This is a genomic window from Ruegeria sp. B10, assembly GCF_056539825.1.
Map to the genome: position 1 here is coordinate 315,542 of NZ_JBQFVP010000001.1, position 24,535 is coordinate 340,076.

At 60.2% G+C, this 24,535-nt stretch carries 21 protein-coding genes; 12 read left to right on the forward strand and 9 right to left on the reverse strand.

Going from position 1 to position 24,535, the window contains the following annotated elements:
- Positions 1-24: 24 nt before the first annotated feature.
- The 3 genes from ACR0J4_RS01620 to ACR0J4_RS01630 form a co-directional block, all read right to left on the reverse strand.
- Positions 25-1,494: a carboxypeptidase M32 gene (locus ACR0J4_RS01620; RefSeq protein WP_170641818.1), complete on the reverse strand. Its 1,470-nt coding sequence runs from the start codon at positions 1,492-1,494 to the stop codon at positions 25-27.
- Positions 1,495-1,498: 4 nt separating this feature from the next.
- Complete coding sequence (ctaA, locus tag ACR0J4_RS01625; RefSeq protein WP_170548429.1) at positions 1,499-2,644, reverse strand: heme A synthase; 1,146 nt, start codon at positions 2,642-2,644, stop codon at positions 1,499-1,501.
- Between the two features lie 81 nt (positions 2,645-2,725).
- A complete protein-coding gene (locus ACR0J4_RS01630; RefSeq protein WP_170373836.1) occupies positions 2,726-3,469 on the reverse strand; it encodes an RNA methyltransferase in 744 nt (247 codons plus the stop codon).
- A 161-nt stretch (positions 3,470-3,630) separates the two neighbouring features.
- Here ACR0J4_RS01630 and ACR0J4_RS01635 point away from each other — a divergent pair, with 161 nt between their 5' ends.
- The gene (locus ACR0J4_RS01635; protein WP_170374331.1) at positions 3,631-4,254 is read left to right on the forward strand and encodes a thiamine phosphate synthase; all 624 of its coding nucleotides are present in this window, start codon (positions 3,631-3,633) and stop codon (positions 4,252-4,254) included.
- Here ACR0J4_RS01635 and ACR0J4_RS01640 read toward each other — a convergent pair.
- On the reverse strand, positions 4,247-5,359 hold the full coding sequence (locus ACR0J4_RS01640) for a HupE/UreJ family protein (protein WP_170641820.1): 1,113 nt from the start codon (positions 5,357-5,359) through the stop codon (positions 4,247-4,249). The two genes, ACR0J4_RS01635 and ACR0J4_RS01640, sit on opposite strands and share 8 nt — an antisense overlap.
- A 165-nt stretch (positions 5,360-5,524) precedes the next feature.
- Here ACR0J4_RS01640 and ACR0J4_RS01645 point away from each other — a divergent pair, with 165 nt between their 5' ends.
- The 3 genes from ACR0J4_RS01645 (at position 5,525) to ACR0J4_RS01655 (ending at position 8,068) form a co-directional block, all read left to right on the forward strand.
- Positions 5,525-6,418 (forward strand): PfkB family carbohydrate kinase, encoded by an 894-nt coding sequence (locus tag ACR0J4_RS01645; protein WP_170641822.1) that lies wholly within the window; start codon positions 5,525-5,527, stop codon positions 6,416-6,418.
- Positions 6,415-7,326 carry a pseudouridine-5'-phosphate glycosidase gene (locus ACR0J4_RS01650; RefSeq protein WP_170641824.1) on the forward strand — a complete coding sequence of 304 codons (912 nt, stop codon included), beginning with the start codon at positions 6,415-6,417 and terminating at the stop codon, positions 7,324-7,326. Before ACR0J4_RS01645 ends, ACR0J4_RS01650 begins: the two co-directional genes overlap by 4 nt.
- Before the next feature lie 64 nt (positions 7,327-7,390).
- Complete coding sequence (locus ACR0J4_RS01655) at positions 7,391-8,068, forward strand: DUF502 domain-containing protein (protein ID WP_170641826.1); 678 nt, start codon at positions 7,391-7,393, stop codon at positions 8,066-8,068.
- Here the strand turns inward: ACR0J4_RS01655 and ACR0J4_RS01660 are convergent, their stop codons facing one another.
- Both ACR0J4_RS01660 and ACR0J4_RS01665 read right to left on the reverse strand, forming a co-directional pair.
- Complete coding sequence (locus tag ACR0J4_RS01660; RefSeq protein ID WP_170641828.1) at positions 8,069-9,094, reverse strand: patatin-like phospholipase family protein; 1,026 nt, start codon at positions 9,092-9,094, stop codon at positions 8,069-8,071.
- Positions 9,095-9,159: 65 nt separating this feature from the next.
- Positions 9,160-9,933 (reverse strand): 3-hydroxybutyrate dehydrogenase, encoded by a 774-nt coding sequence (locus ACR0J4_RS01665; protein ID WP_170641830.1) that lies wholly within the window; start codon positions 9,931-9,933, stop codon positions 9,160-9,162.
- A gap of 286 nt (positions 9,934-10,219) precedes the next feature.
- Here ACR0J4_RS01665 and ACR0J4_RS01670 point away from each other — a divergent pair, with 286 nt between their 5' ends.
- Positions 10,220-12,034, forward strand: a complete 1,815-nt coding sequence (locus ACR0J4_RS01670; RefSeq protein ID WP_170641832.1) for an extracellular solute-binding protein — start codon at positions 10,220-10,222, stop codon at positions 12,032-12,034.
- Positions 12,035-12,330: 296 nt separating this feature from the next.
- Positions 12,331-12,552: a hypothetical protein gene (locus tag ACR0J4_RS01675; RefSeq protein ID WP_170458509.1), complete on the forward strand. Its 222-nt coding sequence runs from the start codon at positions 12,331-12,333 to the stop codon at positions 12,550-12,552.
- Positions 12,553-12,554: 2 nt separating this feature from the next.
- Here the strand turns inward: ACR0J4_RS01675 and ACR0J4_RS01680 are convergent, their stop codons facing one another.
- A complete protein-coding gene (locus ACR0J4_RS01680) occupies positions 12,555-13,178 on the reverse strand; it encodes a helix-turn-helix domain-containing protein (protein ID WP_170373845.1) in 624 nt (207 codons plus the stop codon).
- Positions 13,179-13,243: 65 nt separating this feature from the next.
- Here ACR0J4_RS01680 and ACR0J4_RS01685 point away from each other — a divergent pair, with 65 nt between their 5' ends.
- From ACR0J4_RS01685 to ACR0J4_RS01700, 4 genes are all read left to right on the forward strand, one after another.
- Entirely contained in the window at positions 13,244-14,761 is a 1,518-nt protein-coding gene (locus ACR0J4_RS01685) for a class I adenylate-forming enzyme family protein (RefSeq protein ID WP_170641834.1), read from the forward strand.
- On the forward strand, positions 14,758-15,426 hold the full coding sequence (locus tag ACR0J4_RS01690) for a DsbA family oxidoreductase (RefSeq protein WP_170641836.1): 669 nt from the start codon (positions 14,758-14,760) through the stop codon (positions 15,424-15,426). Before ACR0J4_RS01685 ends, ACR0J4_RS01690 begins: the two co-directional genes overlap by 4 nt.
- Before the next feature lie 78 nt (positions 15,427-15,504).
- Positions 15,505-16,713 (forward strand): multidrug effflux MFS transporter, encoded by a 1,209-nt coding sequence (locus ACR0J4_RS01695; RefSeq protein ID WP_170641838.1) that lies wholly within the window; start codon positions 15,505-15,507, stop codon positions 16,711-16,713.
- 61 nt (positions 16,714-16,774) lie between these two features.
- Positions 16,775-18,433 (forward strand): tetratricopeptide repeat protein, encoded by a 1,659-nt coding sequence (locus tag ACR0J4_RS01700; protein WP_170641840.1) that lies wholly within the window; start codon positions 16,775-16,777, stop codon positions 18,431-18,433.
- A gap of 132 nt (positions 18,434-18,565) precedes the next feature.
- Here the strand turns inward: ACR0J4_RS01700 and mfd are convergent, their stop codons facing one another.
- Positions 18,566-22,027 carry a transcription-repair coupling factor gene (gene mfd / locus ACR0J4_RS01705; protein WP_170641842.1) on the reverse strand — a complete coding sequence of 1,154 codons (3,462 nt, stop codon included), beginning with the start codon at positions 22,025-22,027 and terminating at the stop codon, positions 18,566-18,568.
- Positions 22,028-22,048: 21 nt separating this feature from the next.
- Positions 22,049-22,573, reverse strand: coding sequence for a component of SufBCD complex (locus ACR0J4_RS01710; RefSeq protein ID WP_170548394.1), 525 nt, complete (start codon positions 22,571-22,573; stop codon positions 22,049-22,051).
- Positions 22,574-22,693: 120 nt separating this feature from the next.
- Between ACR0J4_RS01710 and hemB the strand changes: the two genes are divergently transcribed.
- The gene (hemB, locus tag ACR0J4_RS01715) at positions 22,694-23,692 is read left to right on the forward strand and encodes a porphobilinogen synthase (RefSeq protein WP_170641844.1); all 999 of its coding nucleotides are present in this window, start codon (positions 22,694-22,696) and stop codon (positions 23,690-23,692) included.
- A 142-nt stretch (positions 23,693-23,834) separates the two neighbouring features.
- On the forward strand, positions 23,835-24,407 hold the full coding sequence (locus ACR0J4_RS01720; protein ID WP_170373852.1) for a lipid-binding SYLF domain-containing protein: 573 nt from the start codon (positions 23,835-23,837) through the stop codon (positions 24,405-24,407).
- The last annotated feature ends 128 nt before the right edge of the window (positions 24,408-24,535 follow it).

The following is a 24,535-nucleotide window of genomic DNA, read 5'->3' on the forward strand; positions in this document are numbered from 1 at the left end:
ACACGGCAACGTGAGCGGCCCGCGTTACAGCCCGTAAAGCGCGCCGAATTTCTGCTCAAGATAGCCCAGCAGCGGGTCCGGCCCCGGTTCAACACCGCTTGCACGCTGGATGACTTCGCGCGGGGCGTAGAGCCCGCCATATTGCTGGACGTTTTCGCGCAGCCATGCGGTCGCGCCCGAGGTATCGCCTTCGGCCAATTGGCCATCCAGCCCCGGCACAGCGCCGCGCAGCGCCTGATAGAGACACCCGGCATAGACGTTGCCTAGAGAATAGGTCGGGAAATAGCCGAACAGCCCCACGGACCAATGCACATCCTGCAAACATCCGTTCGAGGGCTTGTCGACCGCATAGCCGAAATCCGCCTTGAAGCGGTCGTCCCACGCGGCCTCGAGTTCCGAGACCTGTAGGTCTCCGGCCATCAACGCACGCTCCAGATCAAAGCGCAGCATGATGTGCAGGTTGTATTGCACCTCATCCGCCTCGGTCCGGATATAGCCGTTTTGGACGTGGTTCACAGTCGCGTAGAAGGCGTCGGCATCCGCGATCCCGAAATCTCCGAACGCGTCGCGCATCTGGGTGAACAGCCATCCGGTGAAGGCACGCGAGCGCCCAAGCTGGTTTTCATAGATCCGGCTTTGGCTTTCATGCACACCCATCGACACACCCTGCCCCAGAGGCGTCAGCGCGTAGTCGGGGTTGATGCCCTGTTCATAGGCGGCGTGACCAACCTCATGAATAGTTGAGTAGAAGCAGTTGAACGGGTCAGTCACGCTGGTCCGGGTCGTGATCCGCACGTCCGAGCCGCTGCCCGAGCTGAACGGATGCACCGCCTTGTCGACGCGGCCTCGGTTCAGGTCATAGCCGAACGCAAGCGCCAGTTTTTGTGACAGGCGCATCTGTTCGGTTTCGTCGAAAGAGCCGTCCAGCGCCCTTGGGGCGGGCCGATCCAGAACCGCTGCCCGCAGCGCTACCAACCGGGGGCGCATCTGATCGAATATCTCGGCAATCTGCGCTCCGGCCGTATAAGGTTCATAGTCCTCGACCATGGCGTCATAGACGTCACCGCCCTGCGCCAGCGCGGCCCCTTCCTCGCGCTTCAGCGCGACCACTTCTTCCAGCACGGGCAGGAAGGCCGAGACATCCTCATCCGCACGCGCCTGCGCCCATTTGCCTTGCGCGGCAGAGGTCACCCGCGCAAGCGCCTTGGCCAGATCGGCAGGAACTTTGATGGTACGTTCATAAGACCGACGGATCTCACGTAGCTGGGCCTGACCCGAGGCATCACTCGCGTCGGCCTGGTCCAGCCATTCGGCCACGCGCGGGTCGGACTTGCGCGCGTGCAAAACGGCCTCGATCGCGGCCATTTCCTCGGCCCGTTGCGGGGCAGCTCCGCGCGGCATCATGGTTTCCTGATCCCAGCCGAGCCGGCCAGCGATCTGACCAAGGGCCGAGGTTTCACGTTGAAAGGCCATCAGGTCGTCAAAGGCGCTCATCGGGTCATGCTCCACGGATTGAGGTTGCAATGGGATAGCCGCTCAGGAAGCGCGCGCGCAGGATCAGGGTCCAGACCACGACGGCCATGAATTGGTGGAAAATGGCGATCTGCCACGGGGCTGCGTAGACGACCGTGACGATCCCGACCACCACCTGCAGCGACAAGGCTGCGAAGGCTGCGTTGAAGGCAAAACGGGTCTGGGCATGGGCGCTGCCCTGCCCCCGACGCCAGACGATGATGGCGAAGATGAACAGCAGATATCCTGCGCAACGGTGGATGAACTGCACCAGACCCGGGCTTTCGAAGAAGTTGCGCCACATCGGTTCCAGCATGGTCGCATCTGGCGGCAAAAGCTGCCCGCCGATCAGCGGCCAGTCGGTGTAGGACCGACCGGCGTCAATCCCGGCGACCAGCGCACCGATGAGGATTTGCAAAAAGGTGAAATGCAGGAGGCCGGTCGAGAGCGAGAACAGTTTCGCCTCTTTCGCTCGGCGGGCCTGCATCAGGTCGCGCTCATCTCGGCCCAGCTCAAAGATATACCACGCGAGGAACCCAAGGATCACGAAGGCCAAGCCCAGATGCGTCGCCAGACGATAGCTTGCAACGGCCGTCATGCCTTCGCCCTGTGTCACACCCGAGGCGACCATCCACCAGCCGACAGCACCCTGAACGCCACCCAAGGCGCCGGGGATCAGGAGTTTTCCGGTCCAACCCGTGGGGATTTTGCGCGCGATCAGGAAGCCAAAGAAGCCAATCGCCCAAACCAAGCCGATCACGCGGCCCAATTGGCGGTGGCCCCATTCCCACCAGTAGATGAATTTGAAATCAGTCAGCTCCATCCACTGGTTTTGGATGCGCCACTGGTCGATTTCCTTGTACTTGTCGAATTCGGATTGCCATTCGGCTTCGGTCATCGGCGGGATGGCCCCGGTGATCGGACGCCATTCGGTGATCGACAGCCCGCTATCGGTCAGCCGGGTCAGGCCACCCACGGCGATCATCACAACGACCAGAGCGAACAGGATCATCAGCCACGCCCGGATCGTCTTGCGTGCCCCGCCACGGCCCTTGTCGATCATACCGGGTTGAACGGCCTGTTGTTTTTCGGTGTCTGAGACTTCTTCGAAGATGCTGCGCTTTGCGCTCATGCTGTCCTCATATGTCCTGGATTTGGTCGCAAGCTCTGGATTTCGTCGCAAGCTAGGGCCAGTGAGGGGCAAGGTCCAGCCTTACCCTTTGTCTTTCCAACGGACCATCTGACGCATGACACCGTGCAACATCTGCACATCCGCCCGCGTCATCCGCATCCGCGACCACAGGTTGCGCAGATTGGTCTTCATGCCCTCGGCCTTTTCCGGCGGGTAGAAGAAACCCGCCTCTTCCAGCCGATCTTCATAGTGCTCAACAAGTTTCTCGACCTCGATGCCGGTCGCCCAGTCGCCCTTGCCCAGATCGGTGGCCTCATGCACCACATCACCGGTCTGACGCATCCACTCATAAGCGGTCAGCAGCACGCATTGCCCAAGGTTGAGCGAGGCATATTCCGGGTTCACGGGCACCGAGATGATGGCATTGGCCTTGGCGATATCCTCATTCTCAAGCCCCGCACGTTCGGGGCCAAACAGAACCGCCACCTTTTCACCGGCGGCAACCTTTTCAGCCGCGATCTGCATGGCGCGTTCCGGGCTGTAGACCGGCTTGGTCAACCCGCGTTGCCGTGCGGTGGTCGCAAACACAAAGGTGGTGTCGGACAGCGACCCTGCCAGATCGTCAAACAATTGCGCCTCATCCAGAAGCCGACCAGCGCCGCTGGACATTGCCACCGCCTTCGGGTTCGGCCACCCGTCCCGAGGGGCCACGATCCGCATCCGGTCCAGCCCGAAATTCCACATCGCCCGCGCGGCGGCCCCGATGTTTTCGCCCATTTGCGGGCGCACGAGCACAAAGGAAGGCTGAGAGGTGTCACTAGGCATGTCTGTCTCCGAAAGTTCCGCCTGCTCTAATCACCCAGCCCCATCAGGGCAACCCGATCCTCTTCTTCTGTTCGCAAATACCAGCTTGGTGGGCTTAAAAGTTTGCTTCCCGCGCTCAATCCGCTAAACCGCGCCAAAGAATGAAAGCGAAGGACGCGCTAATGGACACCCCCGAGCAGCCGCAGATCTATCTGATCACACCGCCGACCATCACGCTTAGCACCTTCCCCGACCAATTGGCGCGAGTTTTGGACGGGACCGAGATTGCTTGCATCCGGCTGGCCTTGGCTGGGAATGACGAGGACACGATCGCCCGCGCCGCAGATGCCTGCCGCGAGGTTGCGCATGCGCGGGACGTGGCCATCGTGATCTCGAACCACGTTCTGCTAGCGCAACGGCTGGGGCTGGACGGCGTGCATCTGGACGATGCGGCGCGCTCGGTCCGGGCTGCACGCAAAGAGCTGGGCGCAGATCCGATTGTCGGCAGCTTTTGTGGGGCCTCCAGCCATGACGGCATGACGGCTGGCGAAGCGGGCGTCGACTATGTCGCCTTCGGCCCGGTCGGAGCGTCTTCTCTGGGCGACGGAACCTTGGCAGAAAAGGACCTATTCCAGTGGTGGTCGGAGATGATCGAGGTCCCGGTTGTTGCCGAGGGCGGCCTGACCCCAGACCTTATCCGCGACCTGACCCCACATACGGATTTCTTCGGCATAGGTGATGAAATCTGGTCGGCCGAGGACCCGTCGGCCGCTCTGAACGACCTGTTGTCCCATTTGACTAGCTGAGTATCAGGGGCTCGGCCAACCAATAGACGGCAATTCCCGCAATCAGGATCGAAGCCAGAACCGATATCCGGCCTCGCATCCTCTCGGACGCGCCGGCGATCAGAGCGGAGACCGCAAAAACTGCGGCAGCTATGGCGTAAAGCGCTACCAGTACTCCGCCCGCATAGCCGAATATCGCGGGCGGCAAATGATCCGGTGGCACCCCAATCGTCGCCAGCGAAGTGCTGAGCGCGATCCCACACAACAATCCGGCCCCGAAAACGGCCAGCAGACGGAATACGGTCAGACGCCTGAGAGCCAAATTCCACAGCGCCAAAACGAGGGTTGCGGCGGTAAGCGCCTGAGACGCGACTGCAGAGGGCAACGCAACCGCGCCGTAGACCGAAAGCGCCAGACCGAAGATCAGCCCGAAGGACACAAACAGCAACTGCGCCAACAGCGGACGCAGGCTGAGGGTCATAAAGACCAGCGGCAGAACAAGGACGATCTCGTGGTAGCCATGCGGAAGGATTCGGGTCAGCCCCTTTGGCAGAAACACCTGCAGCACCTGTTGCGGGCCAAGCGCAGCACCGCCTTGCAACGGGATCAGCGGGCTGACCTCTCCGGCGACCAGATAGCCCGTGTAGGGTGCGTTGACACGCTGTTGTTTCACGACGGCAGGCCCGTGCCCCTCGGGCCATGTTAGGCGCAGACTGGACACGCCCTCCGGCAGCGGCGTGGCCAGCAGCAGCTTTGAAAGGCGCTGAGTATCGGGATCCCCGACAATGGGAATGCGCACGCCCTCATAGGACAGGCGGGCCGGGCCTGCGAGTTCGACCTGCAGCGTCTCGGCCCAGTTTTTGACAAACGACCGGACCTCAGGCTCCAGCTCTGAGGAGACCCGTCGGCGCAACTCTCTGTACCGCGCGTCATCGGCAAAATCCGGGCGGGTTTCGGGGTCGACCCCGGCCAAGAACATCTCGGCATTCAACGTGACCTCAAGAAACAGAGTGTCTGCCTTCGTCCAGAACTCGACAATCGTCGGAGGGGTCTGCGCCTTCGCGGACCATGTCGAAAGGACCAGAAAAGCAGGCAATATCAGGAGGAAACGGAAAATACCGCTCATCTGCGACGCTCATCAATAAAATTATCAATCATACACATCGAGTGTCCCGCCGAACGCATCGGATCGCAAGTCGAAACGAATACGGACCGGAACACAAAGGCCTTATCTCTGTTATCGCTGACGTTCTGGCTTGCACGGCCCTCGGTGCTGCGGCATGACACCTACATGACTCAGAACAGTAAAATCCTGTGTATCGGCTCGGTCCTATGGGACGTGATCGGACGCTCGGCAAGTGCCATGCGGCAAGGATCGGACGTGCCGGGGCGGATCACCCGCCTGCCTGGCGGCGTTGCCATGAACATCGCCATGACGCTGGTGCGGTTTGGCATGACCCCAACCCTGCTGACCGCCATTGGCCGCGACCCGGAGGGTGACGAGCTGGTCCACGCTTGCGCCCGGCTCGGCATGGTCACCGACCATATCTACCGCTCGCAAGACCTGCCGACCGATCGCTACATGGCGGTCGAAGGGGCCAACGGCCTGATCGCGGCCATCGCTGACGCCCACTCGCTTGAGGCTTCAGGCGCGAAAATCCTGCGCCCGTTGATGCACGGGCCGCTGGGTTATGAGAACACGCCGTTCGAAGGGCCGATTGCGCTGGACGGCAACCTGACGCTGGACTTGCTGGAAGAAATCGCCCAAAGCCCCGCCTTCGCCAAGGCGGACCTGCGGGTTGCACCGGCCTCGCCTGGCAAGGCTGAACGTCTACTGCCCTTCCTCAAACACGCCCGCGCGACGCTTTATGTGAACCTCGAGGAGGCTGGCCTGCTGTGCCAGCGCGAGTTTACCGATTCCGAATCCGCCGCCAAAGGCCTGCTGGACCGGGGCGCGCTGCGCGTTCTCGTCACCGATGGCGGCAATTCGGCCACCGTGGGCTCGGCCTCGGGCGTTCTGACCCAGACACCTCCTTCCGTGCTTGTGACCCGCGTGACCGGCGCTGGTGACACGTTCATGGCCGCTCATATCGCTTCAGAATCAGACGGCGCCGACGCGCAAACGGCTTTGACCCGCGCGCTCCACGCCGCTGCAACCTACGTTTCAGGAGAAACTCCGCTGTGATCCCTATCCACTACTCTGCCGAGGTCCGCGCCGCGAAAGACGCAGGCCACCCAATCGTGGCGCTGGAAAGCACCATCATTACCCACGGCATGCCCTACCCCCAGAATGTTGAAGTCGCCGCGCAGGTGGAACAGGACATCCGCGATGCCGGAGCTGTGCCAGCCACCATGGCTGTGATCGAAGGCGTGCTGCATGTGGGCCTTGAACCCGACCAGCTGCAGGCCTTGGGCCAGGCTCAGGGCGTCGCGAAAATCTCACGCGCGGATATGGCGGCCTGTATCTCGACCGGCGGAACCGGGGCCACAACCGTGGCCGCAACCATGATCGCCGCGCAATATGCGGGGATCGAGGTCTTTGCCACCGGCGGGATCGGAGGCGTCCATCAGGGGGCCGAGACCACGTTTGACATCTCAGCCGACCTGCATGAGCTGGGTCAAACCCCGGTGACGGTCGTGGCGGCGGGTGCCAAAGCGATCCTCGATCTGGCCAAAACGCTGGAAGTACTGGAAACGCTGGGCGTTCCGGTCATCGCCTATGGTCAGGACGCCTTCCCCGCCTTCTGGTCCGCGCAATCCCCCTATGCCGCACCGCTGCGCATGGAAAGCGCCGAGGCCATCGCCAAGGCCCACGCGACACGCCGCGCGCTGGGCCTGCCGGGCGGTCAGCTGGTCGCGAACCCGATCCCAGCTGCAGACCAGATCCCGGCCGAGGAACTGGCCCCGATCATCGCCGCAGCCCAGGCGGATGCCGATGCACATCGGATCACTGGCAAGGCAGTTACGCCCTATCTGCTGCAACGGATCTTTGAAAAGACCGAGGGCCGCTCACTCACCGCGAACATCGCCTTGGTGCGCAACAACGCACGATTAGCGGCGAATATTGCTAAGGCACTGGTAAACGGCGCGTAAACCTGCCCTATTGCACCGGCGCATCGGACTGCTTAGGTAGTTTTGCAAACCACTCGGACCTGTAATGAATACACCGTTTGACGAAGAACCACATCGCCGCCCCGGCCTGTTCTCGCGCCTGCGCGCTTCGTTCCTGACGGGTATCGTTGTCATTGCGCCTGTCTGGCTGACAATCTGGCTGATCTGGTCCGTCGTGGGCTGGATCGACAGCGCCGTTCTGCCGCTGGTGCCACAGCAGTTCCGCCCCGAAGAATATGTGGGCATCAACCTGCGCGGCGTCGGCGTCATTATCTTCCTGGTTTTCACCATTCTGGTCGGCTGGGTTGCCAAAGGAATTCTGGGCCGGTCCTTCATCTCGTTCACCGAGAGCCTCGTCGACCGCATGCCGATCGTCCGCTCGATCTATTCCGGGATCAAACAAATCTCGGAGACGGTGTTCGCGCAGACCGAACGTTCTTTCGAGAAAGCCTGCTTGGTGCAATATCCACGCCGTGGCATCTGGGCCATCGGGTTCGTTTCGACCACAGCAAGGGGTGAGGTTAGCAATCGCGCCGAAACAGGTGGCAACCTCCTGAGCATATTCATCCCGACAACGCCCAACCCAACTTCCGGCTTTCTGCTGTTCTTCCCGGAAGAGGATGTGATCCTCCTGGACATGTCGATTGAAGAGGCTGCGAAGCTCGTAATCTCAGCCGGTCTGGTCTATCCCAACGAAAAAGACCCGACGCAGCCGCCCGAGTGATCAGCCGAACATCGCGGGCAGATCGACGGTACTGTGCTGTCCAAGATCATCCTTGTGGCGCGCCAGAAACCCATCTGCCGCGTCGCGGCCCGCGTGCTTCAACTTGTGCAGGATTACCGGATTGGGCACCGTTTTGGTCGCCACAGACAAGCTGTTCATCAGCTCATTATCCGCAATCATGTGCACCAAAACGCGGCTCATCTCACCGGCTTTCAGCTTGCCTTCTTCCAGCAGCCGCTGAACGAAATTGATCGCCCTCAGCTCGCGAAACAGGGATGAGTTAAAGCTGATTTCATTAATCCGGTTCTGGATTTGCTGCGGCGTAACCGGCAACTCGTCCCGTTCCAAAGGGTTGATATTCACGATCACCACATCATCGGGCAGGTCACCCTCGAACAGCGGGTACATCGCCGGGTTGCCGGTAAAGCCGCCATCCCAATAGGCCTCGGTCCTGTCGGTTTCAGGGTCGTAAATCTCAACAGCTTTGAACAGCGTAGGCAAACAGGCCGAAGCCAAAATCGCATTTGTCGAGATCTCATCGCCCGTAAACACACGGATCTTGCCGCTGCGCACGGAAGTGGCGCACACAAACAGACGTGGCCCCTGATCGGCACATACCTCATCAAAGTTGAACCGATCCACCACGGATTCCAGCGGGTTCGAATAGAACGGACCATAGGCATAGGGCGACACCATCCGGGACCACGCATCTCCAATAGAGTAAGGCAGCGAATACTCCATCGCCTGCGCGATGCTCGCCGGCTCCAGCCCCCTGAACCAGTTGGCAATTCGCATATCGCCAAGAGCCCCCATGCGTTTCCACAATCCGTCCAGCCGGGCCCGCGCGCCCTCACGCCCGTTTGCAACCATACCGGACTTGAACGCAGCCCCGTTCAAAGCCCCGGCCGAGGTTCCGGTGATCGCCGCAACCTCGATATCCTCTTCATCCAGAAGCCGGTCGAGGACACCCCAAGTGAACGCTCCATGCGCTCCACCACCCTGCAAAGCCAGATTGATCCGCTTCATGGTTCCGCCTCTTCATCTAGCCAAAAAATAACCCGAGGGTGTGGGGGCAGAGCCCCCATGCAAGCTCACAAAGCCGTCCAGCCACCATCGACCGAGATCGTCGTCCCCGTAATCTGCGCCGCCGCCTCCGAGCAGAGGAACTGAACCGTCCCGCCCAGTTGTTCAACAGTTGCAAATTCCTTGGACGGTTGCCGCTCCAGCATGACGTTCTTGATCACGTCCTCACGGCTCATATTGTATTCCTTCATCGTGTCGGGGATCTGCGCCTCGACCAGAGGGGTCAGCACATAGCCCGGACAAACCGCATTGCAGGTGATCGGCTCTTGCGCGGTTTCCAACGCGACGGCCTTGGTCATGCCAACAACACCATGCTTGGCCGCCACATAGGCCGCTTTGAACGGAGAGGCCGTCAAACCATGAGCCGAGGCGATGTTCACGACGCGCCCCCACCCACTCGCGCGCATCAACGGCAAGGCGGCTGCGGTCGTATGGAAGGCCGAGTTCATATTGATCGCAATGATCGCGTCCCATTTGTCGATCGGGAACTGGTCAATCGGGGACACATGCTGAATACCCGCATTGTTCACCAGAATATCGCAGGAGCCCGCCTTCTCAATCAGGGCGCGGCATTCATCCCCTTTGGACATGTCGGCCTGAACGTAGCGCGCGCTTGTACCGGTGTCTTTCGAAATCTCCGCCGCCAACGCGTGATCTTCATCTCGATCCGTGAACGAGTTCAGAACCACATCCGCCCCGGCCTTTGCCAGCTCGCGCGCGATGCCCAGACCGATGCCCGAATTTGATCCTGTGATGATAGCCGTTTTTCCCGAAAGGCTCATGATTGCATTTCCTCTGAGTTCACCTGGCACGCAGAGTGCCATGCTGCACCTGCAAAGAAAACGGGGAACTGCAGAATGAGTGGCTGCAAATCTGCCAAAAAAAACGCCCGCACGAAGCGGGCGTTAAGTTATTGAGGCAGGTTTCATACAGGCAAGAAACCTATCGAGCAGTGAGACCTTTATAAGCAATTCTGTGCTTTCGTCCAAGCTAAAAGTTTGAAAACAAGAAAAATCATCGCTACGATGAATCCCAACAAAATAAGGCCAGAGCAGGATTGTTTCCAAAATGAGCCCGTATTTTTCACACCCGCTTCGTGGTTTGGCAGCGGGAATCGCCCTGCTTTTTGCGTCCTCACTGGCACAGGCAGAATCGACTCATGGCATAGCTATGTATGGCGACCCGGCCTTACCACCGGATTTTGTGTCTCTACCCTATGCGAACGCAGAGGCGCCCAAGGGCGGCAAAGTCGTTTTCGGAAACACCGGCGGCTTTAACAGCTTGAACCCGTTTGTGCAAAAAGGCACCCCTCCGTGGCAGTTAAGATTTTGGACCCACGAGAGCCTGATGGGCCGCTCCTGGGACGAACCTTTCACTCTTTACGGGCTGTTAGCCGAATCGGTTGAGACTGCGCCAGACCGGTCTTGGGTGGAATTTACACTCCGAGATGAGGCCCGATTCTCCGACGGCACCCCGGTCACAGTTGACGACGTGATCTGGTCTTTTCAAACCCTCGGGACCGAAGGGCAACTGCGCTATCGCGGTCTCTGGTCCAAGATCGACAGTATCGAACAGACCGGTCCGCGCTCGGTCCGGATCAGCTTTAACGAGGCTGACCGCGAACTTGCATTGATCGTGGGGCTGCGTCCGATCCTTCAGAAAGCCCAATGGGAAGGTAAGGATTTTGCCGACGCCGAGCTGCACGACGTTCCTGTTGGAAGCGGCCCATATGTAGTCGAGGACTATGAGGCAGGGCGCTATGTGAACCTGCGCAGAAATCCGGACTATTGGGGCGCTGATGTTCCGTTTCGCCGTGGCACGATGAATTTCGATGACATCCGGATTGAATTCTACGGCGATGCCACCGTCCTATTCGAAGCCTTTAAAGCCGGAGAGCTTTCGGCCGTGCGCGAGTTCAACGCCGACAAATGGGACACGCAGTACAGCTTCCCCGCCGTTCAACGTGGCGATGTGATCAAGACCGAGATCCCGCATGGCAAGCCCTCGGGCATGACCGGGCTGGTGATGAATACTCGCAAAGCTCCGTTCGATGACTGGCGCGTGCGTGAAGCCCTGACGCTGGCCTTCAACTTCGAGTTCATAAACGACACGATCACCGGCGGCGCGCAGTCGCGGATCTCATCCTATTTCTCGGGCTCTGATCTGGCGATGCAACCGGGACGGGCGACAGGTCGCGTTGCGGAACTGTTGGCGCCCTATAGCGCAGACCTGATCCCCGGAACGCTTGAAGGCTACGCCCCACCCGAGGGCGACGGTTCAGCCCGAAACCGCGCGAACCTGCGTAAGGCGGTAAAACTGCTGGCCGAGGCTGGCTGGACCATTCAGGACGGCGTACTGCGCAATGCAGCGGGCGAGCCGTTTCAGATCACCGTTCTGCTGCAACAAGGCGATGGTGAGATGCAGACAGCGGTCGAGATCTACACGCGCGCGCTGGAGCGTCTGGGCATTCAGGTCACGACTGAGCGTGTCGACAATGCGCAATATACCGGGCGGGTATCTGAGCTAGATTTCGATATGACCCCGTTCCGCCGTGCCCTGTCACTGTCACCAGGCAATGAACAGCGCCTCTATTGGGGCAGCGAGTCCGCTGATGCACCGGGCACGCGCAACCTGATGGGCGTCTCCTCACCCGCTGTTGACGGGATGATCGACTCCATGCTGGCTTCGGAAAGCCGCGAGGATTTCGTGGCCGCCACCCGCGCCCTCGACCGCGTTCTGACGGCGGGCCGATACGTGATCCCGATCTGGAGCTTCGACGTCGGCCGCATCGCCCATGTCAGTGCGCTGAAATACCCCGAAACTCTGCCGATCTACGGCGATGGCCCGCAATACATGCCCGAGGTCTGGTGGTACGCTGATTAGAACCACGCGCATAGGGTGTGACGCACCGGAACTGACACCTTATGCACGTGGTGATCGGCAAAAACTGGCACATTCCGCGGCACGCAAAATAATGCGCTCATATCACAAAGCGCCCCTATATATGGACGTTCGACCGGGTTTTGCACCAAACCCACGGCACAAACCTGACTCTAATCGGCATAATATCGACCTGCTCAGGGGTGCGACATCTTGTCATGTCTTCCGCTGCGTCAACTCGTCCGTACGCTGTTCCTAGGGGAGAGCCGTCCTGAAACCCGAAGAAGGAAAGCTCGCAGATGCTGAACTGGACCGATCTGACACAAGACTGGAACGCGTGCTACGCCCGCGCTAAACGCCGTTTTCCCAACCTGAGGGACCAGGATATGCCGCGTGTCGGCAAGGATCGCAAACAGTTCGAAGCCTATCTGGCCGAACGCCATCACCTAACTGTCAATGAAGCCCACGAAGAGGTCGAGGATTTTCTGTTCACGGAGTCTTTGAACCGCGAATTGAACTGATCCTAGGCGAGTGATGTCACCCAGAGGATGGTCGCATCCTCATCGCTGACCGAAATCACATTATGCCCCATGCTGCCGTCGTAATAGGCGCTGTCGCCCCGGCGCATCTCCACCGGTTCGTAGAACTCGGTATACAACCGCACGACGCCGGTCAGGACGTACATGAACTCCTCCCCGTCATGGCGCACCCAACCTTCGAACTCATCCATCGAGCGGGCGCGGACGCGGGCGCGATAGGGGAGCATCTGCTTTTTCGTCAGGGTTTCAGCCAGCAACTCATGCTCATAGGTGGCAGTGGCATGTGCAGCCCCCTCGCCGGACCGGGTCACGGCCATACGACCAATCACCTGCTCACGCTGCGGCGGGGTGAAGAGCTGAGGCACCGAGATCTCCAACCCGATGGCCAGCTTTTTCAGCGCATCGTAGGTGGGTGACATCTGACCATTTTCGATCTTGCTGAGCGTCGAACGCGCCAGACCGGCCTGCGAGGCTGCCTGCTCCAGCGTCCAGTTGCGCGCCTTGCGCAACTCGCGCACGCGGGCGCCCAGGTCCAAAGGCTCGGGTTCCGTGTGTTCGCCTGCGTCGCGGGCAATGCGGATCAGGGATTTGGGATCTTGGGTACTCATGCCATCGTCTATAGGGTGCACAAGCCGCGCTTGCAACGCGCCATGGGCCGGGTTAGCCAGTTGCCATGCTTTCAATCTTCGATCAGGGGCCACCGACGCCCTGCCCGACCCCGTTCAATCTGGCTGCTCATGTGCTGGGCAAGGCGGATCAGCTGGCTGATAAAACCGCCCTGTCAGTACTGCGTCAAAACGGATCCGAAGACTGGAGCTATCGCGCATTGAAAGCCGCTGTTCTGGGAACGGGTCAGGGCCTTTTGCAGGCCGGACTGCACCCCGGAGACATCGTGCTGATGCGTCTTGGAAACACCGTCGAGTTTCCGATCGCCTATCTTGGGGCTATCGCCGTCGGCATCGTGCCTGTTCCGACTTCATCGCAACTGACCGAACCGGAAACCGCCCGGATCATCGCGGAGCTTTCGCCCGCCGCCATCTTGCGCGACCCCTCTGTGGCTTGTGCCGAACACCCCAATCAGATCCATCTGGATGACCTGATCGCCATGCATGACCTACCGCCCGCATCGTTCGATATGGGCGACCCCGAGCGTCTGGCCTATGTGGTCTACACCTCTGGCACCTCGGGCAAGCCCCGCGCAGTCGCCCATGCTCACAGAGCGATTTGGGCGCGCCAAATGATGGTCGACGGCTGGTATGGCCTGACGGAACACGACCGCCTGTGCCACGCGGGTGCGTTCAATTGGACTTATACGCTGGGCACCGGGCTTATGGATCCGTGGACGATCGGAGCCTCAGCCCTGATCCCTGAACCCGGCACCGATATGTCTCAATTACCGCAGATGCTGCGCCAAAACCGCGGGACGATCTTTGCCGCAGCGCCCGGTGTTTTTCGAAAGATACTGTCCGGTTCGGATCAGATCGAACTGCCCGATCTGCGCCACGGTCTGTGCGCCGGGGAAAAGCTGTCTCGGTCCCTGCATACCCAGTGGGAAACGGCCACCGGAACAGAACTTTACGAAGCGTTTGGCATGTCCGAGTGTTCGACCTTCATTTCATCCAGCCCGACCCATCCTGCGCGCGGGGATGCCCTCGGACAACCGCAACCGGGTCGCCGCGTCGCGATCCTCGGGCCGGAGGGACCCGTGCCGCAAGGGGCTGAGGGGACCATCGCCATTCACCGCTCTGACCCCGGCCTGATGCTGACCTATCTGAACGCTCCCGAAGAGGCCGCCGCCCGCCAGCAAGGCGACTGGTTTCTTACCGGTGATCAGGGCGCCATGGCCGTTGATGGGCAGATCACCTATTTGGGGCGCGACGATGACATGATGAACGCAGGCGGCTACCGCGTCTCGCCGGTTGAGGTCGAATCCGTCCTGTCCCGCTTTCCCGGCATCACTCAGGTCGGGGCCGCAGCCGTCGAGGTTAAACAGGACACATTTGTGATAGCGGCCTTCTACTCTGGCCCCGATAGACTGGACGAAGACGCTCTGCACACCTATGTCCAAGCCAATCTGGCGCGTTACAAACAGCCGCGTGCCTTCGTTCACCTTCCCGAGTTGCCAACCGGCGGCAACGGCAAACTCCTGCGCCGCGCGTTGCCGGCCTATTTCAAGGCGTCCACCCCATGAGCCAAACAAACACCCAGACCGTCAAGCTTGATATCTTGTCCGATCCGATCTGCCCGTGGTGCTACATCGGAAAAACCCATCTGGACAAAGCCTTGGCAAAGGTTCCGGAGCATCCGTTTGTGATCGAGTGGCACCCGTTCCAGTTGAACCCCGACATGCCGGATGCAGGCATGGATCGGCGCGAATATCTGGAACGGAAATTCGGCGGCAAGGACGGTGCGGTACGGGCCTATGCGCCCGTGGTTGAACATGCCGAGAATGCGGGCCTCAAGATCGACTTTGAGGGGATGAAACGCACGCCAAACACGCTGGACGCGCATCGCCTGATCCACTGGGCCGGTATCGAGGGCAAGCAGAACGCCGTCGTCGATGCTCTGTTCGACGCGTATTTTGTTCAAGCGCGTGATATCGGCGACCCGGAGGTCCTCTCCGACATCGCCGATAGCGCTGGCATGGACGCGGCAGTGGTAATGAAATTGCTGAAATCTGACGCCGACCGTGAGGATATCCGCAACCGCGACACCCACTCACGCGAGATGGGCGTCAGCTCGGTCCCGACCTTCATTGTTGCCAATCAACATGCCGTTCCGGGCGCGCAACCTCCTGAAATGTGGGAGAAAGTGATCGGAGAAATCATGTCTCAACTTGAGGCTTCCTCTGCATAGAAGCACAGAGGTCTGTGCGAAATTCCGGTCTGGCGCAACCTGATCCGTCGTGATAGCGCGATCAGGTAAGGAGTCCCCATGACCAACCGCATGTCTCGTGGAGAGTTCATTGCGCTGATCGCAATGATGTTCTCGACCATCGCCTTTTCGATCGACTCGATGCTGCCTGCCCTGCCCGAGATCGGCGCGCAGCTCAGCCCGGATGACGTCAATCGCGCGCAGCTGATCCTGACGTCTTTCGTGCTTGGGATGGGGATTGGCACGTTTTTTACCGGCCCTCTGTCGGATGCGTTTGGCCGCAAACCGGTCATCTATGGCGGTGTCGCGCTTTATATTGCGGCCTCGGCCGTGGCTTGGGCCAGTTCCTCGCTTGAACTCGTTCTGGCGGCCCGCGTGGCACAGGGGCTGGGCGCGGCAGGTCCGCGCGTTGTGGCTATGGCTGTCATCCGCGATTTGTACTCGGGCCGGATCATGGCGCGCATCATTTCGATCGCAATGCTGCTGTTCACGCTTGTACCCGCCGTGGCACCCATGTTGGGGGCCGGAGTGATCGCCCTGTTCGGCTGGCGCGGTATCTTTATGTCTTTTATTCTGTTCGCCGTGATCGTCTGCGTCTGGATGGGAACCCGCCTTCCCGAGTCGCTGGCCGTAGAAAACCGTCGCCCCTTCCGCCTGCCGCTAATGGTCGCCGCAACGAAAGAGATGTTCGCACATCCAACCGTGCGCCTGTCCATCATGGTGCAAACGCTGTGCATGGGGATTTTGTTCACCATGCTGACCATGGTTCAGCCCGTATATGACGTGATCCACGACCGGGCCGAAAGCTTTCCGTTCTGGTTCGGGTTCGTCGCCCTGATGTCCGGATCGGCCAGTGTGTTGAATGCGGCCCTCGTGGTGCGCGTCGGCATGCGCCGCATGGTAACATGGGCGCTCGGGGCGCAGATTGGCATCACGGCGCTGGTGATCGTGACCAATTCCTTCCCGCTGTCGCCCGACGCCTCGTTTGGCCTGTTCGTTGCCTGGCAAACCACCGTTTTCTTCATGGCGGGTGTTACCATGGGCAATCTGAACGCCATCGCGATGGAACCGATGGGGCATATCGCCGGAATGGCAGCTTCTGTCATCGGCTCGGTCTCGACAGTGCTCGCCGCGGCCATTGCTGCACCGGTCGGGCTGCTATTTGACGGCTCGATCTTGCCTTTGACTACCGGCATTCTGACCATGTGTATCCTGGCCTTCAGCCTGATGATCCACATGGGGCGCATCGAAAACAGACTGCTCGCCTGAGGATTTTCAGCCCGGATCAAACGCGCTACGCTGTCCCGACCAACATGGCGGAGGGTCAGTTATGAGTGAGTACTACGATCTGGGCACCTATTCCTACCCTGTTTCAACAGCATCCGCTGAAGCCCAACTCTGGTTCGACCGAGGGCTGGTCTGGACCTATGGCTACAACCATGATGAGGCCGTCGCCTGCTTTGAAAAAGCTGTCGAACATGACCCGAACTGCGCCATGGCGCAATGGGGCGTCGCCTACGCAGCCGGCCCGAACTACAACCTGCCCTGGGATCTGCAAGACGACCGGGGACGGCAAAAAGCCCTGACAAAGGCCTATGAAGCCACGCAAAAGGCGCTGAGCCTGACCGATGGCTGTACCGAGGTTGAAAAGGCTCTGATCCACGCCCTGCCGTCCCGCTATCCGCAGCGCGACACGACCGAGGGCATGCATGAGTGGGACTATGATTTTGCCGACGCGATGCGCGCGGCCTTCAAGGCTCAGCCAGATCATCTGGACCTGCGCACAATCTATGTCGAGGCGCTGCTCAACCTGACGCCGTGGCAAATGTGGGACCTGTCAACAGGTCAACCCGCCGAAGGTGCCGCCACGCTTGAGGCGCAAGAGGCGCTGGAATGGGCCATGCAGAACGACCCCGACGCCATGTCTCATCCCGGCCTTCTGCACCTTTATGTCCACCTGATGGAGATGTCCCCAACACCCGAAAAGGCCTTGAAAGCGGGCGATATCCTACGCACTCTGGTCCCCGATGCAGGCCACCTTGTGCATATGCCAACGCATATAGATATCCTCTGCGGCCACTATCAGAACGTGGTGCATTGGAACCAGAAAGCCTCGGAAGCGGACCTGAAATATTATGAGCGTGAAGGGGCGTTCAACATCTACACCGGCTACCGGCAACATGACTATCACTTCACCATCTATGGCGCGATGTTTCTGGGTCAGATCGAACCGGCCCTGCGGGCCAACCAAGGTATCTGGGACACGACCCCCGAAGAGATGTTGCGCATCGAGAGCCCGCCCATGGCAGATTTTTTTGAAAGCTACATGTCCATGGGGCCTCACATCCTGATCCGCTTTGGCCGATGGGAGGAGGCAAAAGCGCTGGCGCTACCCGACGACCCCGACCTGTACCGCACGCTGACGGCAACCACCCACTACGCCCGCGCGCTTGCTTTCGCCGCGACCGGGGATGTGCCCAAAGCCGAAGCCGAGGAGCAACTGTTCCTCAAAGCCAAAGCCCGTGTGCCCGAGGCTCGGCGATTGCACAACAACCGCGTCATCGACCTGCTGGAGATCGCAACCGAAATGCTGCGCGGTGAGATCGAATACCGAAAGGGAAACTTCGATCTCGCTTTCGCTCACCTGCGCCGATCTGTCGAATTGGACGACACGTTGCCCTACGACGAGCCTTGGGGATGGATGCAACCCACTCGCCACGCCCTGGGCGCGCTGCTCTTCGAACAGGGCCATTTGACCGAGGCGGAAACCGTTTACCGAGAAGATCTGGGCCTTGGCGGAACCCTCAGCCGCGCCTCGATCCACCCAGACAATGTCTGGAGCTTGAAGGGCCTGCACGACTGCCTGAAAGCACGCGGCGATAGGATTGAGCTACCTCAGATCAAACAGAGGCTGGATTTGGCGCTGGCAAGGGCCGACCGCGCAGTCGCCGCATCCTGTTTCTGCGCTCAGTCCGCCATGCAGACCTGAATCGCGCTGCGCGCGATGCCTCCGGTGGAGGTATTTTTGGCCAGATGAAGTCCGGATCCCCTGCTTCATCTGGCCGGAAATATCCCGGGGGAGTCGCGGCTTGCCGCGGCGGGGGCAGCGCCCCCTTCCCCGCTATCCGCCTGTTTTGGTCTTTTTTCTTTCGGCCACGACTTTCTCCGCCAGGTCGCGGGCAATGGCAAAGGCACCTTTGATCTTGTCGCTATCTTTCTTCCAGTCGCGCCGCACAACGATTTTGTTGTCTTTAACCTTCGCCATGCCGCGCTGGTTCTGGATGAACTCGACCAACCCTTGGGGCGAGGCGAATTTGTCGTTGTGAAACTGAATCGTCGCCCCTTTCGGCCCACCATCCAGTTTTGCAATACCCGCGCGCTTGCACATAGCCTTGATGCGGACGACCAGCATCAGGGTGTTCACCTCTTTCGGCAAGGTGCCGAACCGGTCAATCAGTTCCGCGGCAAAGCCCTCCAGTTCAACCTTGGTCGAGAGCGATGACAAGCGGCGATAGAGGCCCAGACGGACATCGAGGTCGGGCACATAATCCTCGGGGATCAGAACCGGTACGCCCAGATTGATCTGAGGCGCCCATTGGTCATCGGCGTCCGAGAGCCCCTCCATCTCACCGGCTTTGATCTTGGCTATCGCGTCTTCCAGCATCGACTGGTAGAGTTCATAGCCCACATCGCGTATCTGGCCGGATTGTTCTTCGCCCAACAGATTGCCAGCCCCACGAATGTCGAGGTCTTGGCTGGCCAGCGTGAACCCGGCCCCCAGCGTATCAAGCGACCCCAAAACACGCAGGCGCTTTTCGGCGGTGGCGGTCAGTTTCTGGCGCGGCTTGGTTGTGAGGTAGGCATAGGCGCGGGTTTTTGAGCGCCCGACGCGGCCTCGGATCTGATAGAGCTGCGAAAGGCCAAACATATCCGCCCGATGCACGACCATTGTGTTGGCCGTTGGGATATCCAAACCGCTTTCCACAATCGTCGTCGCCAGAAGCACGTCATATTTGCCGTCGTAGAACGCGTTCATGCGGTCGTCGAGTTCACCCGCCGCCATCTGCCCATGAGCGACGACGTAAGTCAGCTCTGGCAACTGCTCATTCAGGAACTCTTCGATTTCAGGCAGATCCGAGATGCGCGGCACAACGTAAAAGCTCTGCCCGCCGCGATAGTGTTCGCGCAGCAAAGCCTCGCGGATCGTTACTGCGTCGAACTCGCTGACATAGGTGCGGATGGCCAGGCGGTCGATGGGCGGCGTGCCGATGATTGATAGGTCGCGCACCCCCGTCAGTGACAGTTGCAGCGTGCGTGGGATCGGCGTTGCGGTCAGAGTCAGGACGTGGATGTCCGAGCGCAGTTGTTTCAAACGCTCTTTGTGGCCGACACCGAAATGTTGTTCCTCGTCGATGATCAGCAAGCCGAGATTGTTGAAACGGATACCTTTCGCCAGCAGAGCATGGGTGCCGATCACAATATCGACTGTCCCGCGCGCCAGCCCGTCTCGAGTCTGTTGCGCCTCTTTCGCCGAAACAAAACGCGATAGCTGCCGGACCTCAAGAGGGAAGCCTCGGAAGCGTTCCTTGAACGAGGCCGCGTGTTGACGAGCCAGCAGAGTGGTCGGCGCAACGACGGCTACCTGCACGCCTGACATGGCGGCGACAAAGGCCGCGCGCATGGCGACCTCGGTCTTGCCAAAGCCGACATCGCCGCAGATCAGACGATCCATTGGCGCGCCGGAATGCATGTCCTCCATGACTTCCGATATGGCCCGCAATTGATCGTCGGTTTCCTGATAGGGGAAGCGCGCGCTGAACTCCTCCCACGCGTGGGGTGGTGGGTCCATCACGGGGGCTTTGCGCAGGGCGCGTTCAGCGGCGATGCGGATCAACTTGTCCGCCATCTCGCGAATGCGCTCTTTCAGCTTAGCCTTTTTGGCCTGCCATGCGCCGCCGCCCAGACGGTCCAGCAACCCTTCGTCGTGGCCGTATTTCGACAGCAGTTCGATGTTTTCGACCGGCAGGTACAGCTTGGACTGTTCGGCATATTCCAGCAGCAGGCATTCGTGGGCTGCGCCCGCCGCGGTCACAACCTCCATCCCCATGTAGCGGCCGATGCCGTGGTCGACATGCACCACCAGATCGCCGGGGCTAAGGGATTGGGTCTCGGTCAGGAAGTTCTCGGCCTTGCGGCGCTTCTTGGGCTGGCGGATCAGGCGGTCGCCCAGAACGTCTTGTTCCGCAATCACGGTCAAGTCCGCCGTTTCGAACCCATGTTCCAAGGCCCAGACCGCCAGATGGAGGCCCCTTTTGCCGATGCGCGTACCATCGGTGACCGGGATCGCCTCGGCCAGACCTTCGTCTTCGATCAAGCCGGTTAGACGCTCTCGCGCGCCTTCGGAATAGGACGCGATCAGCACCGGCCCCTTGTCCAGCTTGCCCTTGATGTGATCCGCCAGAGCACCGAACAGGCTGATGCTTTCCTGTTGGCGTTCGGGCGCAAAGTTCCGCCCGATCCGCCCGCCCGCGTCGATCACGCCGGGTCCGCTGGCCTGCGGCAGAGGGCTGAATTGCAGCACGCGCCGATCGCCCACGGCCCGATCCCACGCCGCGTCATCGAGATAGAGCAAACCCGGCGGTGTCGGCTTGTAAACCGTATCCATGCGTGAGCGGTTTTCCAGCGCCAGCCGCCGTGTCTCATACTGATCGGCAATCGTATCCCACCGCGCCAGACGCGCGGGTGAGACCTGATCGTCCAGAGAAATCGTCGCCTCCGGCAGATAGTCGAACAGGGTTTCCAGCTTTTCGTGGAAGAACGGCAGCCAATGTTCAATGCCCTGATGTTTTCGGCCCGCACTGACGGCCTCATAGAGCGGATCATCCGTGCCCGCCGCGCCGAATTCGATGCGATAGTTCTGACGGAACCGGGTGATGGCGGCCTCGTCCAGAATAACCTCGGATACGGGGGCAAGCTCGATCACGTCAAGCTTTTCGGTGGTGCGCTGCGAGACCGGATCAAAGCGGCGCGCGCCGTCCAGAACGTCTCCGAACAGGTCCAACCGGACGGGGCCGGATTCGCCCGGAGGGAAGATGTCGATGATCCCGCCCCGGATCGCGTAGTCTCCGGGCTCCATCACGGTCGGGCTTTGGGTGAACCCCATCCGCACCAGGAACTTGCGCAGGGCGCCTTCGTCCACGCGTTGGTTGACGCGAGCGGTAAAGGCAGCCTCGCGCAGAACCTCGCGCGCAGGCACGCGTTGGGTCGCGGCATTCAGTGTGGTCAGCAGCACGAAACGTTCGGGCATCTGGTGGACCAGCGCTGCTAGCGTCGCCACCCGCGCTGCGGCGATATCCGCGTTGGGCGAGACCCGGTCATAGGGCAGACAATCCCAACCGGGGAAAACGAAAACCGGCACATCAGGGGCAAAGAACGCAAGTGCTGCGCGCATCCCCTCGAGCCGCTTGTCATCTCGTGCCACATGGCAAACCGGCCCACCAGAACGCGCGATCTCGTTCAGGACAAGCAGTGCATCATACCCTTCGGGGGCGCCGCCGACTGTCACGTGGTTCGGAGCCTTCATCCCTGACCCTTTCAGATTTCGCTATCCCAGAACGCCGATTGAAAGGTTCTGATACATGCCCCACATCGAAGTGACCAGTATCGAGATCATGCCGATGATCTGCGTATACAGGCGGCATCGTGACAGCGTCTTGGAGACGCGCTCCAAAGTCAGCTCGTGCCGCCGCAAACGGCGTGCGTGAAAGATGTTGATGAAGGTCACGATCACCAGGGGAAACAACAGTAGGAACACGGCCTGTGCAAACTCGACCCAATAATAAAAGCCGAGCGTCGCCAGTGCGGTAAAGACGAAACAGGCCATTGCCAACATCACCATGCCCGACACCTCGACATAATAAAGCATACGGTTGGTGTTGATGCGCACGATGTCCAGCAGGTCGACCTCAAGCTGGCCGCCGACCCGGCGGGCGCGGACTACCATGTCGTAGGGTACCCCCATCGACCAGTGACTGGCCGAAGACCAGATCACCGCCAGAACAATCCAGAACCACAGATTCGAAAAGCTGCGCATGTCGATGAGTTCGAAAATCTTAGCGTACCAGTCCAAACGCAGCCCTTTATTCACAATCCTCAGGGGGGGTCTGTCGCGATGGCGCGTCCATTGATGCCCTTGAGCCCTTGGCGGATTCATGCCACCCAATGCGGCAATGTTCAAGGAGGACGCGCCATGAAACCGACCATCGCCCCCTACCCCCAAACCCGATTTCGCCGGGCGCGTCAGTCCGATGCGATCCGCGGGCTGGTGCGTGAGCATACGCTGACCACCGACGATCTAATCTGGCCGGTTTTCGTGCGCGATGGAGAAGGTATTGAAGAGCCCGTGCCCTCGATGCCCGGCGTGTTGCGGCGGTCGGTCGACTTAATTGCCAAATCAGCGGTCGAAGCACAAGCCCTTGGAATCCCCGCGATCTGCATCTTTCCCTATACTGATGCGTCGCTCAAGACCGAGGATTGCGCCGAGGCCTGGAGCCCTGACAACCTCTCGAACCGCGCGATACGTGCTATCAAGGCCGTGGCGCCGGATATCGCGGTCATGACCGATGTTGCGCTGGATCCGTACAATATCAACGGCCATGACGGCTATGTAGTGGATGGCGAGATCGTGAATGACCAGACCGTTGAGGCGCTGGTCAAGATGACCCTCGCGCAGGCCGAGGCCGGGGCCGATATCATTGGTCCGTCAGACATGATGGATGGCCGGATCAGCGCGATGCGCTCGGCGCTTGAGGCGGCGGGTCATCACAACGTGATGATCCTAAGCTATGCCGCGAAATATGCCAGCGCCTTTTACGGCCCGTTCCGCGATGCGGTTGGTGCCTCTGGCGCCCTGACCGGCGACAAGAAAACCTATCAGATGGACCCTGGAAATTCGAACGAGGCCCTGCGCTTGATCGAGCGCGACCTGACCGAAGGGGCCGATATGGTGATGATCAAGCCGGGCATGGCCTATCTGGATATCTGCCGCCGCGTGAAAGACACGTTTGGTGCGCCCACCTACGCCTATCAGGTCTCGGGCGAATACGCGATGATCCAGGCGGCCGCGCAGAACGGGTGGATCGACGGCGACAAGGTGATGTTGGAGAGTCTGCTGGCGTTCAAACGCGCAGGTTGCGACGGAATCCTGACCTATTTCGCGCCGCAGGTCGCACGGGTTCTTCAAGGCTAAAACCCCGGCACCTCGCGATATTTCGCCGATTGTTTCGCGGGCCGCGGCAGCTTTGTCGTGACATGCAGGGTCAATCGGCGTATTCTTGCACATAAGATCGGGAACACCCGACATATCAGGCACAGTTACAGAGACAAAAACCATGAGCAGTTCCACCCTTCCCCGACTGAACCGTCGCGGCTTTGCCTTGGGCATGGCAGGTCTGACCCTGACCGCAGCCTGCGGCAACGGCGTCGGCAACTCGAACGCGGCCACCCTTGATGCCCGTGTAGACGCAACACTGACTGAGATGTTTGCCCGCTACCCCAACACGGTCGAGATCGCTGAAAAAGCCAACGGCATGCTGGTCATGCCCCTGATTACAGAGGCCGGGTTCGTATTCGGCGGCGGGTATGGTCAGGGCGCGCTGCGCATCAATGGCGCTACGGTTGACTATTACTCGGCCGTCAAAGGCACTGCGGGTCTGCAGATTGGCGCGCAGCAATACGCACATGTGCTGTTCTTCATGACCGAGGACGCACTGAACGACTTCCGTCGTTCCAGCGGTTGGACTGCCGGTGCTGATATCGGCTATGTGGTCAGCGATCAGGGCGACCAGTTGTCGACCGATACAACCACCCTGCTCAGCCCGGTCTTGGCGGCCATCTTCGGCCAGGCAGGCCTGCAGATCGGCGCGACCGTCGAAGGCATCAAATACACCCGCATCATCCCCTGATTTTGCACTACAACGCCTCTCTCTGAAAGACCTCGTCCCCTCTTGGGGCCGGGTCTTTTTCATTGCCACTTCAAGACAGGTTTCCGCAGTGTTCCTCTTTCGGTCGGGGCGGCCTTGAAGTAACCTCT

Bases quoted from the DNA above. Each gene is read 5' to 3' on its own strand.
- ACR0J4_RS01620 (WP_170641818.1), bottom strand. From the start codon at position 1,494: ATGAGCGCCTTTGACGACCTGATGGCCTTTCAACGTGAAACCTCGGCC.
- ctaA (WP_170548429.1), bottom strand. From the start codon at position 2,644: ATGAGCGCAAAGCGCAGCATCTTCGAAGAAGTCTCAGACACCGAAAAA.
- ACR0J4_RS01630 (WP_170373836.1), bottom strand. From the start codon at position 3,469: ATGCCTAGTGACACCTCTCAGCCTTCCTTTGTGCTCGTGCGCCCGCAA.
- ACR0J4_RS01635 (WP_170374331.1), top strand. From the start codon at position 3,631: ATGGACACCCCCGAGCAGCCGCAGATCTATCTGATCACACCGCCGACC.
- ACR0J4_RS01640 (WP_170641820.1), bottom strand. From the start codon at position 5,359: ATGAGCGGTATTTTCCGTTTCCTCCTGATATTGCCTGCTTTTCTGGTC.
- ACR0J4_RS01645 (WP_170641822.1), top strand. From the start codon at position 5,525: ATGACTCAGAACAGTAAAATCCTGTGTATCGGCTCGGTCCTATGGGAC.
- ACR0J4_RS01655 (WP_170641826.1), top strand. From the start codon at position 7,391: ATGAATACACCGTTTGACGAAGAACCACATCGCCGCCCCGGCCTGTTC.
- ACR0J4_RS01660 (WP_170641828.1), bottom strand. From the start codon at position 9,094: ATGAAGCGGATCAATCTGGCTTTGCAGGGTGGTGGAGCGCATGGAGCG.
- ACR0J4_RS01665 (WP_170641830.1), bottom strand. From the start codon at position 9,933: ATGAGCCTTTCGGGAAAAACGGCTATCATCACAGGATCAAATTCGGGC.
- ACR0J4_RS01670 (WP_170641832.1), top strand. From the start codon at position 10,220: ATGAGCCCGTATTTTTCACACCCGCTTCGTGGTTTGGCAGCGGGAATC.
- ACR0J4_RS01675 (WP_170458509.1), top strand. From the start codon at position 12,331: ATGCTGAACTGGACCGATCTGACACAAGACTGGAACGCGTGCTACGCC.
- ACR0J4_RS01680 (WP_170373845.1), bottom strand. From the start codon at position 13,178: ATGAGTACCCAAGATCCCAAATCCCTGATCCGCATTGCCCGCGACGCA.
- ACR0J4_RS01685 (WP_170641834.1), top strand. From the start codon at position 13,244: ATGCTTTCAATCTTCGATCAGGGGCCACCGACGCCCTGCCCGACCCCG.
- ACR0J4_RS01690 (WP_170641836.1), top strand. From the start codon at position 14,758: ATGAGCCAAACAAACACCCAGACCGTCAAGCTTGATATCTTGTCCGAT.
- ACR0J4_RS01695 (WP_170641838.1), top strand. From the start codon at position 15,505: ATGACCAACCGCATGTCTCGTGGAGAGTTCATTGCGCTGATCGCAATG.
- ACR0J4_RS01700 (WP_170641840.1), top strand. From the start codon at position 16,775: ATGAGTGAGTACTACGATCTGGGCACCTATTCCTACCCTGTTTCAACA.
- mfd (WP_170641842.1), bottom strand. From the start codon at position 22,027: ATGAAGGCTCCGAACCACGTGACAGTCGGCGGCGCCCCCGAAGGGTAT.
- hemB (WP_170641844.1), top strand. From the start codon at position 22,694: ATGAAACCGACCATCGCCCCCTACCCCCAAACCCGATTTCGCCGGGCG.
- ACR0J4_RS01720 (WP_170373852.1), top strand. From the start codon at position 23,835: ATGAGCAGTTCCACCCTTCCCCGACTGAACCGTCGCGGCTTTGCCTTG.